Origin of the sequence: Bacillus paranthracis (genome assembly GCF_001883995.1) — a bacterium.
Taxonomy (GTDB): Bacteria; Bacillota; Bacilli; order Bacillales; family Bacillaceae_G; genus Bacillus_A; species Bacillus_A paranthracis.
Genome location: NZ_MACE01000062.1, coordinates 75,783 through 95,169, shown reverse-complemented (window position 1 = coordinate 95,169; position 19,387 = coordinate 75,783). Strand labels below are relative to the sequence as shown.

Annotated in this window: 16 protein-coding genes; 11 read left to right on the top strand and 5 right to left on the bottom strand. The window is 35.0% G+C overall.

The features are described from left to right. Positions 1-10: 10 nt before the first annotated feature. Positions 11-412: a hypothetical protein gene (locus tag BAQ46_RS23565; protein ID WP_071742905.1), complete on the bottom strand. Its 402-nt coding sequence runs from the start codon at positions 410-412 to the stop codon at positions 11-13. Between the two features lie 379 nt (positions 413-791). Between BAQ46_RS23565 and BAQ46_RS23560 the strand changes: the two genes are divergently transcribed. Together BAQ46_RS23560 and BAQ46_RS23555 are read left to right on the top strand one after the other, a co-directional pair. Then, positions 792-1,382: an AmiS/UreI family transporter gene (locus BAQ46_RS23560; protein WP_000542569.1), complete on the top strand. Its 591-nt coding sequence runs from the start codon at positions 792-794 to the stop codon at positions 1,380-1,382. A 105-nt stretch (positions 1,383-1,487) separates the two neighbouring features. Then, entirely contained in the window at positions 1,488-2,369 is an 882-nt protein-coding gene (locus BAQ46_RS23555; RefSeq protein ID WP_071742910.1) for an NAD-dependent epimerase/dehydratase family protein, read from the top strand. Between the two features lie 88 nt (positions 2,370-2,457). Here the strand turns inward: BAQ46_RS23555 and sodA are convergent, their stop codons facing one another. After that, complete coding sequence (sodA, locus tag BAQ46_RS23550; RefSeq protein WP_000094046.1) at positions 2,458-3,084, bottom strand: superoxide dismutase [Mn]; 627 nt, start codon at positions 3,082-3,084, stop codon at positions 2,458-2,460. A 215-nt stretch (positions 3,085-3,299) separates the two neighbouring features. Between sodA and BAQ46_RS23540 the strand changes: the two genes are divergently transcribed. Further along, entirely contained in the window at positions 3,300-4,370 is a 1,071-nt protein-coding gene (locus BAQ46_RS23540) for a nitric oxide synthase oxygenase (protein ID WP_071742903.1), read from the top strand. Positions 4,371-4,734: 364 nt separating this feature from the next. Next, complete coding sequence (locus BAQ46_RS23535) at positions 4,735-6,303, top strand: BCCT family transporter (protein WP_071742901.1); 1,569 nt, start codon at positions 4,735-4,737, stop codon at positions 6,301-6,303. Between the two features lie 112 nt (positions 6,304-6,415). Here the strand turns inward: BAQ46_RS23535 and BAQ46_RS23530 are convergent, their stop codons facing one another. After that, complete coding sequence (locus tag BAQ46_RS23530; RefSeq protein ID WP_001103440.1) at positions 6,416-7,714, bottom strand: MFS transporter; 1,299 nt, start codon at positions 7,712-7,714, stop codon at positions 6,416-6,418. A gap of 328 nt (positions 7,715-8,042) precedes the next feature. On the opposite strand from BAQ46_RS23530, the gene lytS reads away from it, so the two are divergent. From lytS to BAQ46_RS23505, 5 genes are all read left to right on the top strand, one after another. Next, on the top strand, positions 8,043-9,812 hold the full coding sequence (lytS, locus tag BAQ46_RS23525; protein WP_000933576.1) for a two-component system sensor histidine kinase LytS: 1,770 nt from the start codon (positions 8,043-8,045) through the stop codon (positions 9,810-9,812). Further along, positions 9,790-10,530 carry a LytR/AlgR family response regulator transcription factor gene (locus BAQ46_RS23520; RefSeq protein ID WP_000921833.1) on the top strand — a complete coding sequence of 247 codons (741 nt, stop codon included), beginning with the start codon at positions 9,790-9,792 and terminating at the stop codon, positions 10,528-10,530. The genes lytS and BAQ46_RS23520 overlap by 23 nt, the downstream gene beginning before the upstream one ends. Before the next feature lie 132 nt (positions 10,531-10,662). Beyond that, positions 10,663-11,094, top strand: a complete 432-nt coding sequence (lrgA, locus tag BAQ46_RS23515; protein WP_000104902.1) for an antiholin-like murein hydrolase modulator LrgA — start codon at positions 10,663-10,665, stop codon at positions 11,092-11,094. A gap of 34 nt (positions 11,095-11,128) precedes the next feature. Then, a complete protein-coding gene (lrgB, locus tag BAQ46_RS23510; protein ID WP_000168869.1) occupies positions 11,129-11,821 on the top strand; it encodes an antiholin-like protein LrgB in 693 nt (230 codons plus the stop codon). Positions 11,822-12,146: 325 nt separating this feature from the next. After that, complete coding sequence (locus BAQ46_RS23505) at positions 12,147-13,181, top strand: AI-2E family transporter (protein WP_061131921.1); 1,035 nt, start codon at positions 12,147-12,149, stop codon at positions 13,179-13,181. 278 nt (positions 13,182-13,459) lie between these two features. Here BAQ46_RS23505 and BAQ46_RS23500 read toward each other — a convergent pair whose 3' ends face one another. Next, on the bottom strand, positions 13,460-13,933 hold the full coding sequence (locus BAQ46_RS23500) for a hypothetical protein (RefSeq protein WP_071742900.1): 474 nt from the start codon (positions 13,931-13,933) through the stop codon (positions 13,460-13,462). A gap of 318 nt (positions 13,934-14,251) precedes the next feature. Here BAQ46_RS23500 and msrB point away from each other — a divergent pair, with 318 nt between their 5' ends. Beyond that, complete coding sequence (gene msrB / locus BAQ46_RS23495; RefSeq protein WP_000261264.1) at positions 14,252-15,217, top strand: peptide-methionine (R)-S-oxide reductase MsrB; 966 nt, start codon at positions 14,252-14,254, stop codon at positions 15,215-15,217. Between the two features lie 28 nt (positions 15,218-15,245). Here the strand turns inward: msrB and BAQ46_RS23490 are convergent, their stop codons facing one another. Continuing rightward, a complete protein-coding gene (locus BAQ46_RS23490) occupies positions 15,246-18,362 on the bottom strand; it encodes an efflux RND transporter permease subunit (RefSeq protein ID WP_071742898.1) in 3,117 nt (1,038 codons plus the stop codon). Positions 18,363-18,504: 142 nt separating this feature from the next. Between BAQ46_RS23490 and BAQ46_RS23485 the strand changes: the two genes are divergently transcribed. Continuing rightward, a complete protein-coding gene (locus BAQ46_RS23485) occupies positions 18,505-19,377 on the top strand; it encodes a TetR/AcrR family transcriptional regulator (protein ID WP_044791879.1) in 873 nt (290 codons plus the stop codon). Positions 19,378-19,387 lie beyond the last annotated feature (10 nt).

The following is a 19,387-nucleotide window of genomic DNA, read 5'->3' as shown; positions in this document are numbered from 1 at the left end:
ATAGGAGGAATTAATGAATTCGAACAAGTTGTTTGTGATATACTGTGTTTCCTTCTTGACTTGTATATGGTGGGAGACTTCGTCCGAAATAATTTGCAATAATATTGGAGTGAGCCGGATAAGAAATACGTATTTCATACAAATCAATAGTCTCATCTAAATTAGCATAAAAGACTGCGAGATGATGGCCTTGTAAAACATATGGGAATTCTACTTCTGCATTTTCACCAATTAATACAGGTAACTTTACAGGATTAGAATAATTAGACCAATCCCAAACCTCTAGATTTATGGGGTGTTCGTAATATACATCTAGATTTACAATGTTTACTACTGCAGAAACAGTAGCGGGTTCTCTCGTTAAAACTCCAGTTGAGCAAATAGGAAAGTGAATTGAATAATGAAAAGGCATAAATAACAGACCTTTCTAAATTAATATGATTGTACAATATTTTATGAGAATAAGTAGTAGAATGAGATAGTGAAAATATATTATTCAATACTTGTATCATTGTTAAAGTGCGTTTATAATCAAATAATCCTATTAGCTTTTTGATTGCGTTGCGCATTATTGAAAGCGTTTTTATTATGTGATGCGTTTTGATTAATATCACCACTGTATGACATGTATCGAAGAGATTTTTTTTATTGTTTTTAAGGTAGGAAGTCTGACTTATTTTCGAAAAAACTTTGTATGGAGTTGTAAGTAAGAAGGAGAATAAGGAATAATGTAATTTTTACAAGATAGGGAGGGTACAGTGTGAAAATGTAAGGTTTTCACATGAGGATACATGGGTTATGTAGGATTATTACTTTCTGGTGCAGCTTTATTTTTAAATAGTCTTGTTATATTAGGAAAAGCAGAGATGAAAAGTGCAGGTGTTTTTAATTTATTTGTGGGTGCACTACAAATTATTATTCCGTTCTATTTAATCATGATTTCTGATCAAAGTAATTGGACGGTATATTCATATGCAGCTACTTTCTTATTCGGATTAACCTATTTATATGTAGGTGTTACTTTTATAAAAGGAATGGATAGTAGCGGTTTAGGTTGGTTCTGCATTTGGGTAGCAATTATTGCTTTATTCTATATGGTTGTTTCATTTGTTCAATTCCACGATGTTGTGAATGCGTTAACGTGGTTTATGTGGGCATTACTTTGGTATTTATTCTTTGTATTAAATACACAAAAAAAGAACATCAATCAATATCTTGGAAGGATTGCCTTCGTACAATCATGGGTAACATTGACGTTACCTTCACTCTTTTATTTTATGGGAGTATGGGGAGAGGGATTCGTATATGAATTATGGGTTTATGTATCTGTAATTTCTATTTTATACTTCTGTTATTGTATTTATAAATATCGAGTACGTTAATATATTTTTTGTAGAAAAGCATGGAATCGTTAAACGTGTTCCATGCTTTTTATATGTTAGCATTTATAATAGAGAGGTAGTATTTTACAATTTATCGAAATGGGGATGATAAAGTTGAAAAAAGTATTGGTGCTAGGGGGAACTAGATTTTTTGGTAAACATTTAGTAGAAGCACTTTTGCAAGACGGGCACGATGTAACGATTGCGACGAGAGGAATTACGGAAGATTTTTTTTGGAGTAGAGTAAAAAGACTTATTGTAGATAGAGAAGATGAAAAACAACTAACAGAGCGTCTAACAGATAAAAGTTATGATATTGTATACGATAATTTATGCTATAGCTCGAATGCAGCGAAGATAATATGTGAAGTGTTACGAGGGAAAACGAAGAAGTATGTTATGACATCTTCAATGGCTGTCTATGAACCTGCACTAAGCTTATCAGAAGAAGACTTTAATCCGTACGAGTATGCAATCGCGTATGGAGATAGGAATGACTTCAATTATGGTGAAGGAAAGAGATTAGCCGAAGCCGTTGTATTTCAACAAGCAACATTCCCAGTTGTTGCAGCTCGTTTTCCGGTTGTTATTGGAGAAAACGATTATACGAAAAGGTTACAATTTTACGTTGAACATATTGTGAGAGAAGAACCTGTCGCAGTGAATGATCTAGATGGAAAATTGTCGTTTATACATGAAGAAGAAGCCGGGGAATTTTTAGCTTGGTGTGGGATGAAAGATATAGAAGGGCCAATTAATGCTTGTAGCAACGGGGTAGTTTCTACTCGGGAAATTATTCATTTTATAGAAGAAAATACGGGAATAAAATCACTCATTCAAGAAGTAGGAGATCATGTAGCACCTTATAATGAATTGACTAATTGTACATTACATAATGGAAAAGCTAATGAATTAGGATTCCCGTTCCGAGGGTTGAAAATAGAAATAGAAAAAGTATTACGTTATTACATACATGCAATGAAATGATCATAAATCCCCCGGTGGCAATCCGGGGGATTCTGGAGGATTTCGACAATACTAATTTTACATTACCAAACTTACCTTATACGCACGACTAATGTTTTTGTGATTGAATTGCTTGTAAATATTTTTCATTTACCCGGTCCCAGTTCACTGTATGCCACCAGTTGGTAACAAATTCTGGGCGACGATTTTGGTACTTTAAATAATAGGCATGTTCCCATACATCAATGACAAGTAATGGGATTTTTCCTTCTTGCAAAGGTGTATCTTGATTAGGTGTACTCATTACAGTAAGTTCTTCACCATCAAGGACAAGCCATCCATAACCACTTCCAAAACGGCTAATTGCTGCTTTAGACAGTTGATCTTTTAAGTTGTCAAAGGTATTGAAATAATAATCAATTACTTTTGCAACGTCTCCATTAGGCTCGCCGCCACCCCGTGGGCTCATTACTTCCCAAAAAAGACTATGACAATAATGTCCACCACCGTTATTTCTGACAGCTGTAACAATTTCCTTTGGTAAAGCTTCTAAATTACATAGTAACTCTTCTAAAGATTTATTATGTAATTCCGAATAGTTTTCTAATGCGGCATTCAAATTATTTACGTATGTCGCATGGTGCTTTCCATGATGAATAGAAAGTGTATTGCTATCGATATATGGCTCTAGTTCATCATAGTCATATGAAAGCTTTGGCAATTGAAATGAAGACATGACATTTCCTCCTTTCTCTCTAAAAGTTGGTCTAGGTAAAAATAATTTACCTGAGTAAAAAATACACCTATTTTTCATGAAAGTCAATAGTAATCTCTTAATTTTCTGAAAGATAGTACAATAAAAGTAACACTTCGACTTTCGTTTGTGACTCTTATTCTTTTTGCTTATACTGTAAAGTAGTAACGTTTTGTTGAAATAGAAGGAGATCGCTTATGAGTAAAACGAAGCAATTAATAGAGGAAGCGAGTCATTTTATTACGATTTGCTATAAAGAGCTTAATAAAGAACAATTCATAGAAGAACGCATGAAAGAAATTCGAGTTGAAATAGAGAAGACGGGGACGTATGAACATACATTTGAAGAACTTGTTCACGGATCGCGAATGGCATGGCGCAATAGTAATCGATGTATCGGAAGACTATTTTGGAGTAAGATGCACATATTAGATGCACGTGAAGTAAATGATGAGGAAGGTATATATAATGCATTAATTCATCATATTCAATATGCAACGAACGACGGAAAAGTGAAACCGACCATTACAATTTTTAAGCAATATCAAGGTGAAGAAAATAATATACGAATTTATAATCACCAATTGATTCGGTATGCAGGATATAAAACAGAAATGGGAGTGATTGGTGACTCTCATTCCGCTGTGTTTACAGATTTTTGTCAAGAACTTGGCTGGCAAGGAGAAGGTACGAATTTCGATGTATTGCCACTTGTGTTTTCTATAGATGGAAAAGCGCCGATATATAAAGAAATTCCGAAAGAAGAAGTAAAAGAGGTGCCAATTGAACACCCAGAATACCCAATTTCGTCACTTGGAGTAAAATGGTACGGGGTTCCAATGATTTCAGATATGCGCTTAGAAATTGGCGGTATTTCCTATACAGCAGCTCCGTTTAATGGATGGTATATGGGAACAGAGATTGGGGCACGTAACTTAGCGGATCATGATCGCTATAATTTACTTCCAGCAGTTGCGGAAATGATGGATTTGGATACATCAAGAAACGGTACGTTATGGAAAGATAAGGCATTAGTTGAATTAAACGTGGCTGTTTTACATTCCTTTAAAAAACAAGGAGTCAGTATTGTTGACCATCATACTGCGGCGCAACAATTTCAGCAATTTGAGAAGCAAGAAGCTGCTTCCGGTCGTATTGTAACGGGCAATTGGGTGTGGCTCATTCCGCCATTATCTCCAGCTACTACTCATATTTATCATAAACCGTATCCGAATGAAATTTTGAAGCCGAATTTTTTTCATAAATAGTTTGTAGTATAGGGCATTTTCTGTAAAAATATAATTTTTTTTTAACTACTGTTACGTAGCAAATGGAAGCCTTTACCCTCGGTTATTTTTGGAAGGAGCTTTTTGAACCAAGGAGTTCCTTATGTTATAATCAAATTTCTGTTTCGAAGACCTTATAGAAATATAAGGTCTTTTATTTTGCTTTTTTATGTAAGAGGAATAGAAATTTTCTTTTAAATAAGGGATTTAGCATATTTTTAGGGACAACATAAGTGTGTAGTAAATAGATAAATTATTATGCTTATATAATCATTGTGTTTTGGGTGTAAACAATAAAACATAATAAAGTTGTTTTTTTAGATTGCTGAGGAAGGAGGAAGTGTAAATGAGGATGAAGAGTCGAAAAACGGATTGGCCTGTATTTCTTATTAGTGGTGGTTCGCTTTTATTATTTGTAATTGCGGTTTTTTTAAATAAAAATTATGTAGAGGGAGTCATTAATAGCAGTTTTGCAGCTTCAATTAAATATTTTGGTGCCTTCTGGCAAGTTTTATTAATTGGTACATTTATTGTTGCAATGTGTATGGCGTTCTCGAAATATGGAAGAGTTAAACTTGGGGGATTAGAAAAACCTGAGATTAGTACGGCAAAGTGGCTTGCTATTATTATGTCGACATTACTTGCCGGAGGTGGCGTTTTTTGGGCAGCTGCAGAGCCAATGTACCACTTGATGACGGTGCCGCCGATACATGAAGGTATATCTGCTGGAACGAAAGAAGCAGTAATGCCTGCTTTAGCACAAAGTTATATGCACTGGGGTTTCCTAGCGTGGACGATTTTAGGTACAATCAGTGCGGTAGTTATGATGTATGGGCATTATCATAAAGGTATGCCGTTAAAACCTCGAACGCTTTTATATCCTATTTTTGGTGAGAAATTGCGAAAGAGTTTGCTTGGAACAATGATTGATGCATTTGCCATTATTGCGGTAGCTGCAGGGACGATTGGTCCAATCGGATTTTTAGGGCTACAAGCAAGTTATGGTCTACAAGCGTTGTTTAATATTCCTGATGTGTTTACTACTCAATTAGCAATTATCATTTGTGTAGTTGCGGTTTCTACTATATCTGCAGTAACAGGAATTAATAAAGGGATTCAAATTATAAGCGATTTAAATGTTAAATTAGCGATTTTATTAATGGTATTTGTATTATTATGTGGACCAGGTGGATTTATTATTGATGCATTTGTTTCTTCGTTTGGATTTTATGTAAATGAATTTATTCCAATGAGCACATACCGTGGTGATACAGGTTGGTTAGGGTCGTGGACAATCTTTTTCTGGGGATGGTTTATTGGATATGGACCAATGATGGCAATTTTAGTGAGCCGCATTTCAAGAGGAAGAACGATTCGAGAAATCATCGTTGCAATTGGAATTATTGCACCTATTATTACAACGTTTTGGTTTACGATTTTGGGAGGATCAGGTGTGTTTTATGAGTTAATGAATCCTGGTTCTATATCGACCGCATTAAGTGAATCTGGTATGCCGGCAGCTATGATTGCAATTACAGAGCAACTGCCACTCTCTCATATTATTGGACCGGCATTTCTTTTATTAACAATTTTATTTGTAGTGACAACAGGAGATTCAATGGCTTATTCGATTTCGATGGCAGTGACTGGAGACGGAGATCCTAGAATTAGCTTACGAATTTTTTGGTCGCTTATTATGGGAGCAGTTGCGGCAATTCTTTTATATATGGGTGAGGGAAGTATTAATGCATTGCAATCATTCATCGTAGTAACAGCTGTCCCAGTATCTGTTCTGTTGTTCCCAATGCTATGGCTAGCGCCTAAAGTGGCAGGGGAACTAGCATTAAAACAAGGTATTGTAAAAGAAGAAGAGCAAACTTCTTTCTTGTTCCAAAAAGCTAGTAGATCAAAATAAATAATTGTATATTTTATATCAAAAGAGGAAGCATTTCATTAGAGATGCTTCCTCTTTACTATTTATATAACTATCTTTCTTGAAGGAAGATCGTACACTGTGTAGTTTCAATCTATTCTAATACTTTATCCTTCGTCTCTGGGACAAATAATAGCATTGTAACTAAACCGATTGGATAGATAATGAAGATAAGAGATAATGCTCCCATTACATTACCACCTGCAGCAAGTAATCCGATAATAACAGGTCCAAAGCCAGCTAAACCACGTCCAGTACCGAAAATAAAGTTTTCTGCTGTAGAACGGGCTTCAGCGGGATAGTTTTCAGCTAAAATTGCTCCGAATCCTCCCATCATGCCATTTGCAAAGAATCCAAGCAATGCACTTCCCCATAGCAATAATGTTGAATCTGTGAATAAGAAGAAGTAAATGAGACAGTATATAGTACCACCAACATAATAGATTGTAAAAGTTTTACGGCGACCAATTTTATCGGCTAGAATACCAAAAGTTGCAATTCCAATGAGCATGCCAATCGTAGAGATGAACATCCAACCGCTCGCTTTTGCTAATGTGTAGTTATATTTATTAGCCAAAATAGTTGGCATCCATGTAAAGATTCCATAGTATCCGAAGTTCTGGATGAATGACATAATAATAAGACCAATTGTTGTTAGCGTTACTTTTTTATTTGCAAATAGCTTTCGAAGTGGGAACTTTTTCATTTGCTTTAATTGCTCTGCCTCAGTAGTTGTTAAATTACCTTCAGCTTCTTTTTGTAACAATTCTTTTTTGTATCGTTGTTTTTGTTCCCATATTTTCGGTTCACTTAAACTTTTTCGGACATAGACAGCTAGTAGTGCGGGAATGAGTCCAAATAAGAAAACGGCTCTCCATCCAAAGTGTGGAACGATAAATGCTGGTAGGAGTGAAGCGACTAGTACGCCGAATTGCCATCCAAGTGCCACAACAGATGTTGCCTTTGCGCGCATTTCTTTCGACCATGTTTCAGTTACGATGGCCATCCCAATTCCGAATTCACCACCAACTCCCATTCCTACTAAAAAGCGAAGAATTAATAATTGCCAATAATCTGTTGCGAAATAAATAAGTGCTGTCGCGAGTGAAAATAGTAAGATTGTGAAGGCCATCGTACGGATACGCCCAAATAAGTCAGCAATAAATCCAAATAAATAAGACCCAATTAGCATTCCTATTGTAGTAGCTAAAGTTAAGTTCCCACCTTCAACAGGGCTTAAATGAAATTCTTTTAAAATGTAGACGAGTACGAAAGATAAGAGCAACATATCTAAGCCTTCTGCTGCATATCCTAGCGCAGACCCAAATAATGTTTTATATCTTTTCCCTTTCGTCTCCTCTGTTGTTGATTGTACATCAGTAGTGACGTTCATCATTATTCCTCCTTATTTTCTTCTACAGTCGCTATGGAAGAATAACAAAAGGCCTTCTCACCTGATATGATGAGAAGGCCAAAAAAGCATACGTATTCCTAGAAAAGAACATACGTATATTGTATTCCGACTTCCTTCTCAACCTCACGGGGTTGGGTTAAAGGACTGTATTATATTACTTTATTTTTAGCACTCTTCTATTAGATTGTCAAATAAAGAGGGAATTGTTATGTGTAAAATATTGCAAAAGGTATTTCATTCTTCTTGACGCCCACTTCACTATTTTCCGATAATAAAACTAACTACTATAAAAAGGAATGAATCACAGATGCTAAATTTAGTACTTATGATGATTGAACGCGTCGGACTTATTGTTATTTTAGGATTTTTACTTTCGCATATTAAAACATTTAGGCGCCTCCTTCATAAGCAAGATGGTTATGTAGATAAGCTTAAGCTTATTTGTATTTTTTCGGTGTTTACAATTGTAAGCAATTACACTGGGATTGAAATAGCGGGTAATACGATTATGAATGAAAATTGGCTACAGGGTGTTTCTTCATCGAGCACAATCGCGAATACACGTATTATGGGTGTTGGAATTAGTGGATTGCTTGGCGGACCTATCGTTGGAATTGGAGTAGGATCGATTGCTGGTATTCACCGTTATATGCTTGGCGGGACGACTGCACTAAGTTGTGCAATCTCTTCAATTTTAGCGGGGGTTATAACAGGTTATATTGGATACATTTTCAAAAAGTATAATCGTACAATTACGCCTAAATTTTCAGCGGTTTTAAGTGTGTTTATCGTTTCTTTAGAAATGATTATGATCTTATTGATTGTAGAGGATGGAATGAGTATTGTGAAGACAATTGCGATACCAATGATCCTTGTAAATAGCTTTGGAAGTTTTATTTTACTTTCTATGATACAAGCTATTTTGCGCCAGGAAGAGAATGCAAAGGCACTTCAGACTCATAAGGTATTACGTATTGCAGATAAAACGTTACCGTATTTTCGCCAAGGCTTAACAGAAGAATCGTGTAAGCATGTGGCACAAATTATTCACCGCTTTACAGGAACTGATGCGGTATCCTTAACAGATACAGAGAAAATATTAGCTCATGTTGGATTAGCATCAGATCACCATATTCCTTCACATAGTTTAATAACTGGTTTGTCGAAAGAAGTGTTACACACAGGAAAAATAATGAAAGCAAAATCACGTGAGGTCATTAATTGTCAACATGAAGGATGCCCTTTGCAAGCGGCGATTGTTATTCCACTAACTTCACATGGAAATACGATAGGGACATTAAAACTGTATTTCAAAAATCCTAACCAGTTAAGTCGTGTGGAAGAGGAATTAGCAGAAGGGTTAGCAAAAATATTCTCTACACAACTTGAATTAGGGGAAGCTGAGTTGCAAAGTAAATTATTGCAAGATGCGGAAATAAAGGCATTACAAGCACAAATTAACCCACACTTTTTATTTAATGCGATTAATACAGTATCAGCTTTATGCCGAACAGATGTAGAAAAAGCAAGGAAGTTATTATTACAGCTTAGTGTGTATTTCCGTTGTAATTTACAAGGGGCACGTCAGTTATTGATTCCACTAGAACAAGAATTAAACCATGTCCAAGCATACTTATCGCTAGAACAAGCAAGGTTTCCAAATAAGTATGAAGTAAAGGTGTATATTGAGGATGAGCTAAAGACAACTTTAGTACCACCATTTGTTCTTCAACTATTGGTTGAAAATGCGTTGCGACACGCCTTTCCGAAGAAGCAACCAGTATGCGAAGTGGAAGTGCATGTTTTTGAAAAAGAGGGTATGGTTCATTTTGAAGTAAAAGATAATGGGCAGGGAATTGAGGAAGAACGTTTAGAACAATTAGGAAAGATGGTAGTTTCGTCAAAGAAAGGGACTGGAACAGCTTTATATAATATTAATGAACGTCTTATTGGGTTATTTGGGAAAGAAACGATGCTTCATATTGAAAGTGAATTAAATGAGGGGACAGAGGTTACTTTTGTTATTCCGAAAAAAGTAGGGGAGGAAGAGCAGATTGTTAAAAGTACTAGTAGTTGATGATGAAATGTTAGCACGTGATGAACTAAAGTATTTATTAGAGAGAACGAAGGAAGTTGAGATAATTGGTGAGGCTGATTGTGTAGAGGACGCATTAGAAGAGTTAATGAAAAACAAACCAGATATTGTTTTCCTAGACATTCAGTTATCTGATGATAACGGATTTGAAATCGCGAATATATTAAAGAAGATGAAAAATCCACCTGCAATTGTATTTGCTACTGCATACGATCAGTATGCGCTGCAAGCATTTGAAGTAGATGCGTTAGACTATATTTTAAAGCCATTTGATGAAGAACGTATTGTACAAACATTAAAGAAGTATAAAAAACAAAAGCAGTCGCAAATAGAAACGAAGCAAGAAATAAAAGGGGCAGATGTAACGGCAGATATGCATAAATTAGCATTACCAATTGAAGAATCAATCGTACTTGTAAATATTGAAGATATTATATATGTAGGACTTGTGGATGGAAAAGTAACAGTAAAAACAATGAGGGACACATATATAACACACGATACACTTGTGATTTTGGAAAAGAAGTTGCCGCAAGCAAGTTTTATGCGTGTACATCGTAGCTTCATTGCAAATATTAATCATATTACTGAAATCCAGCCGTGGTTCAATTCTACTTATAATTTAATTATGAAAGAAGGATCAAAAGTACCTGTTAGTCGTACATATGCAAAAGAACTCAAGAAGCTGCTTCGTATTTAAGAAGCAGCTTTTGTATTTCATCCTTTTATATTTGTAACTGATTCTGTATATTTGACGTTCTGTTATGTAAACGCTTACTAAGGCGGTTATATCCTATACAATAAAGGTACCAAATCGAAAGAGGTGGCTAAAATGAGTACGAAAAAAGTATATAGTTTCTTATCACAAGCATTCATATTCTCAGCTATTATGTTAATTTCTAATATTATTGCAACACATTTACCAATTCCGATGCCTTCATCGGTAATCGGATTAGTCATTTTATTTAGTCTACTATGTTTAAAGGTTATTAAATTGGAACAAGTTGAATCACTTGGAACAGCTTTAACAGGTATTATCGGATTTCTTTTCGTCCCATCAGGTATTTCAGTTATTAATTCTCTTGGTGTAATGGGACAATATTTTGTACAAATTTTAACTGTTATTGTTGTTGCAACAGTTATTTTACTCGCTGTAACAGGATTATTTGCACAATTTATTTTAGGAAAAGATAAAAAAGAAACAGAAGATACAAAAGAATTGAAAGTAGTAAATAAAGGACGCAAGCACGGAAAAGTTGCGTAACCATTTTAGTATATATTGTTAGGAGGGAATGAACATGGCAAGCACAATGACTCCATATTTCGGAATCGTCGTTTCATTAATCGCATACGGAATCGGAACATTATTATTCAAGCATTCAAAAGGGTTCTTCTTATTCACACCATTATTCGTAGCGATGGTATTAGGGATTGTCTTTTTAAAAGTAGGTAACTTTACTTTCGAAGAATATAATACTGGTGGAAAAATGATTAGCTTTTTCTTAGAGCCAGCAACAATCGCGTTTGCAATTCCATTATATAAACAAGTGGATAAGTTGAAAAAATATTGGTGGCAAATTTTATCAGCTATCGTGGTTGGATCTATTTGTTCAGTAATTGTCGTGTTCATTGTTGCAAAAGCAATTGGCCTAGATACAGCAGTAATGAATTCAATGTTACCACAAGCGGCAACAACAGCAATTGCATTACCAATCTCTGAAAGTATTGGTGGTATACCAGCAATTACATCATTTGCAGTAATCTTTAACGCAGTCATTGTATACGCATTAGGAGCGTTATTCTTAAAAACATTTAGAGTGAAACATCCAATTGCAAAAGGTTTAGCACTTGGAACAGCAGGTCATGCATTAGGAGTGGCAGTAGGAATTGAAATGGGTGAAGTAGAGGCAGCTATGGCAAGTATTGCTGTAACAGTAGTTGGAGTTGTAACGGTAGTTGTCATACCGATGTTCATGCCATTCATTGGATAGTAAAACTTACTTAAAAAATGAGAAAAGCAAGCTATTTGTAGGACAGATTTCTACTGATAGCTTGCTTTTTATGTTACAGTAGTGGTAAGACCTATTGTGACAAAATGTAAGTTTCCTTAAATCTTCATTAATACTGTGTAGAATACGTTTTGAATTAGGTCATTGTATTGTAAAATAAGAAGTAAGCTACTATAGATCTGCTAAGGTAGGCGTATAATGAGCTTATAAAAATCTTAATATGAATGAATAATTAAAAGTAGAAAAAAGAGAAAAATCTACTTATTAACGTTTTACTTTATAGGACAGGAGAGAGTACTCGTCGATTATGCAAATAAAAAACCTGTTTCAAAGCAAAGGATTTCAGAGGTTACTCGTATTAGTAATACTTGCCCTCGTGTTATACGGGCTGCAAAGTATGTTGAATTTAATTTTAATTACGTTTATTCTTACGTATTTAATGGATCGATTCCAAAAGTTTATTTCCCGCAAATTAGATCATTTCATGCCCATTAATCGAAAACTCATTATAGCATTTCTATATGTCATGTTAATTGGTGGAATTGCTATTACGCTATTTAAATATTTACCAGTATTAACGATACAAATTTCACAATTGATTTATCAATTTAACGTATTTTTAAGAAACCCACCGGACAGTGAATTAATTAAGTATGCAGTTAATGCTGTTAATCATATGGAACTTTCGAAGTATGTAGGACAAGGCGTTGACATTTTGTATAAATCGATTACGAATGTTGGGAAATTTGGCCTTCAAGTGTTACTTTCTTTAATTTTAAGTTTATTTTTCTTATTGGAGAAAGCTCGTATCGTTGCTTTTACTGCAAAATTTAAAGAGAGCAGACTTGCAATTTTCTATACTGAAATCGAGTACTTCGGTAAGAAATTTGCACGTTCATTCGGAAAAGTAATTGAGGCACAATTTTTAATTGCAGTTGTTAACTGCGTTTTATCCGTTATTGCATTATGGATATTAGGATTCCCACAATTATTAGGTTTAGCGTTAATGATCTTCTTACTTGGTTTAATTCCAGTAGCTGGGGTTATCATTTCGTTATTCCCGCTTTGTATGATTGCTTACAATATCGGCGGTATTATGTACGTTGTTTATATTTTAGTTATCGTAACAGTCATTCATGCGCTTGAAAGTTACGTGTTAAATCCGAAGCTTATGTCGCAAAAAACAAACTTACCAATTTTCTATACGTTTATGGTATTAATCTTCTCGGAACACTTCTTAGGTGTATGGGGATTAATTATCGGTATTCCAATCTTCATTTTCTTATTAGATGTCTTAGATGTGACAAGTGATGAAATGGAGAAGGACGCTGGGAAAAAATAAAGTGAAGTAAGAAATGAACTGTACCCTATAAAGTGGATAATTTAACAAAAGAATTCTCCTTTGTATTTCATTAAAAATAATTTTGCTCATTTCCTGTATCTCACTTTTATCATCGTTTCCATTATTAATGAGGAATGAGCGTGAAAATGCACCAACCCCCAAAATCATAGACTTTTTTAGTGTCCATGATTTGGGGGTTTATTTATTATTAACGTAAAGACAATTTAATTAATAATTATATATATTTATATATAATTAAATAAATATGTTTTGTGATCTTAAAACCCTTCTGGAAATGCCCTTGCTGCAAATTTAAATGAATCAACACCACCATGATCAGTATATGCAGAGATGGTATATTTTCCACTTGATACCCAATCTGACCAACTAGTACTAAAGTAAAGAGTTTTTTGCGCCCCTGGACTTATACTTTCTTGATAAAGCGTATGGCCTGCTGAATTTATAAGTTTATAGCGTAAAGTACTTGGCCCTGTGTTTTGAATCCAAAATGTAAGGTCATCTCCAGATTTATTCCAAAAATAACCGGACCCAGAGCCATGATCAAAGGAGACTGTTTGACTCCCTAGTAATATTGATGATGAATACATGATGATTGAATCATCGCCATTTCCTAGCTGAATTTCTGTTACTTCAGGAGTTTTATTCATGTGCGTTTCTGGTACTGATGCTGCAGCTGTCCCTGTTCCAATTAAAGATAAAGCGATTGCTGGTAATACTAGTAACTTTTTCATTTCACAAATTCTCCTTTTAAAGTAAATTAATACACTTTATGATTTTATTTTCAACAAATGTATTTGCAATTCCATATTATTAGAATTAGATTTTAAGGCAAATATATAAATATTTATTTTGCTACTAATAAATAATACTTTTCATTTTCAAGATTCCTTAAAACCTCGTAAATAAAGTCAAACTTTAATCATTGGAGGTTTTACTGTCCGTTACAAAGGAGACAGATTAAAAAAGCATCGATGTTCGATGCTTTTTCTTTTATAACATGATGTTTCTTATGCCATACTGTAAGGAGAAGATAGAATAGGGGTGAAAGAATGGTTGTAAATGAAAAGGTAGAATTAGCTACATTTGCTGGAGGGTGCTTCTGGTGTATGGTTTCGCCATTTGAAGAGATGGAAGGAATTATAAAGGTTGTTTCTGGCTATACAGGTGGTCATAAAGAGAATCCAACATATAAAGAAGTATGTTCAGAAACGACGGGACATTATGAGGCAGTACAAATTACATTTGATGCAAATAAAATGCCGTATGAGGAGTTATTAAATATATATTGGAGACAAATTGATCCGACTGATGTAGGCGGGCAATTCCATGACCGTGGACAGTCTTACGAAACAGTGATTTTTTATCATAATGAAGAACAACATAAAAAAGCAGAGGCTTCAAAAGAAGAGCTTGCAAGGAGTGGGCGCTTTTCAAAGCCGATTGCGACAAAAATATTGCCAGCTGCTACGTTTTATCCCGCAGAGGAATATCACCAAGGATATCATAAGAAAAATGAATTCCGCTACGAGTTATACCGTAAGGGCTCAGGGCGAGATGCGTTTATTAAGCAACATTGGCCAAAGGATAATGCTCATTTAAAGGAAAAACTCAGTGAGATGCAATTTTATGTAACACAGGAAAATGGTACAGAACCACCATTTCGAAATGAGTATTGGAATCATAAAGAAGAAGGTCTTTATGTAGATATCGTTTCAGGTGAACCTTTGTTTACTTCTCTAGATAAATTTGATAGTGGATGTGGATGGCCTAGTTTTACGAAGCCAGTTATGTCAGCTAGTGTGAAGGAAAAAATGGATGTGAGTCATAATATGACGCGTACAGAAGTGAGAAGTAAGGAAGGAGATTCACATCTCGGCCACGTATTTCCAGATGGTCCAGGACCAAATGGACTTCGCTATTGTATAAATTCAGCAGCTCTTCGATTTATTCCAACAGAGGAATTAGAAAAAGAAGGATATGGTGATTTCCTAATCTTGTTTGGAAATAAAAAATAACCTCGCAGTTAGCGAGGTTATTTTTTTGTTACTTTACTTTTTTCTTTTTAAACTTGCTTAATACTTCATAAACGATTGGAACAATAAGAAGTGTTAATAATGTTGAACTTGTTAATCCACCAATTACTGTTACACCAAGTCCTTTAGAAATTAAGCCGCTACCTTCAAATCCTAATGCGAGCGGGATAAGAGCACCGATTGTTGCAATTGCAGTCATTAAAATCGGGCGAAGGCGTGTTGCACCAGCTTCTAATAAAGCTTCACGTGTTGATAGACCTTCATTTTCTTTATGAATAACGCGGTCGATAAGCACGATTGCGTTTGTTACAACGATACCGATTAACATAAGGGCACCGATCATTGCAGAGACACTTAACGTTTCACCAGAGATTAATAAGGCAACAAGGGCTCCAATGATTGTAAATGGTAGCGAGAATAAAATTGCGAATGGTGCAAGAGCACCGCCAAATGTCACGACAAGAACGAAGTATACAATAGCAATCGCAGCTAACATCGCTAAGCCAAGTTGCTTGAATGATTCTTCAATATCTTTTGTAACGCCTCCCATAGAAACATCTACGCCAGAAGGAAGGTCCATTTTATCTACTTCTTTTTGAACCGCGGCGGATGCTTTTGAAACGTCATCAGATGTTAGTTTTGCACTTACTTCCGCATAAACACGGCCATCGCGGTGTTTCACTGTATTCGAAGTTTCTCCTTCTTTTACAGTCATCACATCTTTTACAGCCACTTCACTACCAAGCGGCGTTGTAATTTTACGATTTGTTAAGTCATCGATTGTTTCATAATTTTGTTTTTCAGCTTCTACATATACATTGATATCTTTACCGTCTTTTTTAATTGTTGTCAGAACAGGGCGATCATGTTGATTAGAAAGTCCCATTCCAATTTGTGCAGCCGTTAGACCCATTTTACTTAGCTTTTCCTGATCTGCGACTAAAGTGTATTCTGCGTATGTTTTTGCAATACTAGAGTCTATATCTTTTAAGTCTTTGTTTTTCTTCATTATGTTTTGAATATCTTTTACGACAGGCTTAATGTCTTCTGAGCTATCTCCGTAAACGTATAACTTGATTTCGTTACTACCGCCACTTGCTCCGAAGTCTTGATTTTTCCATTCGCCTTTTCCAGACATTTTCTGTAAATCTTTAACGACTTGTTCTTTCTCTTTTTCGAAGTTTTTCGTGTCGTTATCATATTGTACGAAGAACATTGCCTGATTCGATTGACCAGGACTCATTGGGTTTTCGCCACCTAATGAGAATTGAATTGTTTTGACGTCTTTATTATCTTGGAAGTGCTTTTCAGCTTTCGTTGCAATTTTTTCAACGTCTTCTAACGTTTGACCTGGTTCAGGGTTGTACGTTGTAATAATCATTTTTTCTTCTTCAGATGGTAAGAAACTTACACCGATAATTGGAACAAGTGCAAGACTACCAACTAATAGAAGGACAGCAATACTTGATGTGATGATTTTATGATTTAAAGCCCATGCAAGTATACGTTTATAACCTTTTGCTAATTTACTTGGTTTTTCTTCATGATGTACTTCTTTTTCTCTCATGCTCTCTTTTTTAAATAAAGAATGAGCTAGCATCGGTACGATTGTAACTGCTACTAGTAACGATGCTAATAAAGCGAAGACGATAGTTAAGGCGAATGGTAAGAACATTTCACCAATCATACCTTTTACTAGTCCAAGCGGTAAAAATACAGCAATTGTTACAATGGTAGAAGACATAATCGGAATAAACATTTCTTTCGTAGCTTCACGAATTAAATCTTTCCCGCGTAGTTTCTCTCCTGATAACGACATACGTCGGTAAATATTTTCAATAACAACAATGGAGTCATCCACAACACGCCCGATAGCGACTGTCATTGCTCCAAGCGTCATAATGTTAAGTGTAATATCCATTTGCTTTATGACTAATACAGCAATTAATAAAGAAAGTGGTATGGAAACGACAGAGATTAATGTTGTTCGGATATTTCGTAGGAACAGCATAATAATAACAATCGCAAAAATAGCACCAAAAATGGCTTTGCTCAGCATTGTTTCTACTGATTTCTCAATAGGTGCACCTTGGTCGAATGTTGAAATAATCTCTAAGTCTTTATATTTTTTCTCAAGTTCTTTTACTTTATCTTTCACTGCATTTACAACATCAACTGTGTTGGCGTCAGCAGCTTTGACAATTTGAATTCCAATTGCTTCTTTTCCATTTGTTCGAGAAATAGATTCTGCTTTTCCGACTTCCTTAATGTCAGCAATTTCGTCTAATGTAACTGTCGGAATCCCGTTCATAGCAGCTGGATTCATTTGTGGTATTTGTGCACCAGTTCCAGCAGTTTGACTACCTTGACTGCTTGCTGATGAAGGAACAGCAGGGATTTTTAATTCTTTTAATGCTTTCATTGTTGTAATATTTCCATCTACAACAACTGATTTTTCTGTGCCTTTAAATGTATATAGGCCAAGTGGTAAAGATACGTCCGATCCTTTAATTACATTTTTTACAGTATCTTCACTTAAACCTAATTCTTTCATCTTATCTTTTTTAAAGACAAGTTGTACTTCATCTACTTGTTGACCTGAAATTTGAACAGATGCGACTCCATCAAGTCCTTTTAATCCTGGCACAACATTTTTTTCCACATTTTCAGTTAAGGTAGCTAAAGATTCATTTTTACTTGCTACGCTTAATGAAATAACAGGAAAGGCATTGAAGTTTACACGTGAAACTTTCGGGTCCTTTACGCCTTCTGGCAGTTTCACATTTGCGAGAGCTTCTTTTATTTCTGTTTCAGCCTTTTCCATATTTTTATCAAAATCATATTCTACCTGAATAGAAGATGCATTTTGAAAAGATGATGAACTAACAACGTTTACACCACTTAAATTTTGCAGTTGCTCTTCCATCGGTTTTGAAACTTTATCAGCTACTTCTTCTGGTGTAGCACCAGGATAAACCGTGGTTACTGTTACAACAGGTGTTGTAATATCAGGAATTGTTTCCAGCTTCATATTCAGCCCAGAATAAATACCTGCAATGGTAACGATAATGGTTAGTAGCCAAACTGCGAACTTATTTTTTAACGAAAAATTAATAATTTTGTTCATGTTTGCGCTCCCTTTGTATTATATTGACCAACTGGTCAGTCTAATACATAATATAACTGACTGATTGGTCAGCCGTCAATGAAAAGGGATGGTATAATACATTCATAATAAGATGCGAGATTAAATTTAGGAGAGACATGATATGAAAGAAAAAGAGCGCTTAATTATAGAGATGGCTATGAAGTTATTTGCGACTAAGGGTGTAAATGCGACATCGGTGCAGGAAATTGTGACAGCTTGTGGCATATCTAAGGGAGCCTTTTATTTATACTTTAAATCAAAAGAGGAACTTTTATTAGCGACACTTCGATATTACTATGACAAGATTCAAAACAAAATGATGGATATTGAAAAAGAGTCGTTATTGCCACGTGAAAAATTTGCAAAACAATTGCATTGCCAGTTTAATGATATACAAAAGCATAAAGAATTTATTATTATGCATGCAAGGGAAAATGCGATTCCTTTTAATAAAGAAGTAGAAGAATTTATGATGCGGATGAAGTTAGAGTCTCACGCATTTTATCGGAATAGTTTACTGTCTATTTATGGTGATAAGGTTATGCCATATTTATTAGATTTAGTCATTATGGTAGAAGGCATATGCCGTGGATATTTAGAACTAATTATTTTACAAGCACCAGAAATAGACTTATCTTACGTCTCTGCTTTTATTTTGAAAAGAGTGGATCATTTAGTAGATGGATTGGTAGAATCTTCAGAAGAACCTGTATTACATGAAGAAAAGCTTGGAGAATTTCTTTGTAAATCAGAGCTTATTAAGGAACAGGTTAAGGAACATTTTCTAAAAGAAATTATTGTGTTTAAACGTACTTTAGCGGATCAATTAGAAGATGAGGAATTGCTTGTTACATTAGATGTTTTGGAGGCAGAAATGAGGATGCAAAATCCAAGAATTCCGGTTATCCAAGGGATGTTGTTTAATTTAGAGGCATATCCAACTTTAAAAGAATTTCGTTTGAGGCTTATGGGCTATTACAATATAAAAAGGTAACAATGATAGT

Bases quoted from the DNA above. Each gene is read 5' to 3' on its own strand.
- BAQ46_RS23555 (WP_071742910.1), top strand. From the start codon at position 1,488: ATGATAAAGTTGAAAAAAGTATTGGTGCTAGGGGGAACTAGATTTTTT.
- msrB (WP_000261264.1), top strand. From the start codon at position 14,252: ATGGTTGTAAATGAAAAGGTAGAATTAGCTACATTTGCTGGAGGGTGC.
- BAQ46_RS23530 (WP_001103440.1), bottom strand. From the start codon at position 7,714: ATGAACGTCACTACTGATGTACAATCAACAACAGAGGAGACGAAAGGG.
- BAQ46_RS23535 (WP_071742901.1), top strand. From the start codon at position 4,735: ATGAGGATGAAGAGTCGAAAAACGGATTGGCCTGTATTTCTTATTAGT.
- lrgB (WP_000168869.1), top strand. From the start codon at position 11,129: ATGGCAAGCACAATGACTCCATATTTCGGAATCGTCGTTTCATTAATC.
- lrgA (WP_000104902.1), top strand. From the start codon at position 10,663: ATGAGTACGAAAAAAGTATATAGTTTCTTATCACAAGCATTCATATTC.
- BAQ46_RS23485 (WP_044791879.1), top strand. From the start codon at position 18,505: ATGAAAGAAAAAGAGCGCTTAATTATAGAGATGGCTATGAAGTTATTT.
- BAQ46_RS23490 (WP_071742898.1), bottom strand. From the start codon at position 18,362: ATGAACAAAATTATTAATTTTTCGTTAAAAAATAAGTTCGCAGTTTGG.
- BAQ46_RS23560 (WP_000542569.1), top strand. From the start codon at position 792: ATGGGTTATGTAGGATTATTACTTTCTGGTGCAGCTTTATTTTTAAAT.
- BAQ46_RS23565 (WP_071742905.1), bottom strand. From the start codon at position 412: ATGCCTTTTCATTATTCAATTCACTTTCCTATTTGCTCAACTGGAGTT.
- BAQ46_RS23505 (WP_061131921.1), top strand. From the start codon at position 12,147: ATGCAAATAAAAAACCTGTTTCAAAGCAAAGGATTTCAGAGGTTACTC.
- BAQ46_RS23540 (WP_071742903.1), top strand. From the start codon at position 3,300: ATGAGTAAAACGAAGCAATTAATAGAGGAAGCGAGTCATTTTATTACG.
- sodA (WP_000094046.1), bottom strand. From the start codon at position 3,084: ATGTCTTCATTTCAATTGCCAAAGCTTTCATATGACTATGATGAACTA.
- lytS (WP_000933576.1), top strand. From the start codon at position 8,043: ATGCTAAATTTAGTACTTATGATGATTGAACGCGTCGGACTTATTGTT.
- BAQ46_RS23500 (WP_071742900.1), bottom strand. From the start codon at position 13,933: ATGAAAAAGTTACTAGTATTACCAGCAATCGCTTTATCTTTAATTGGA.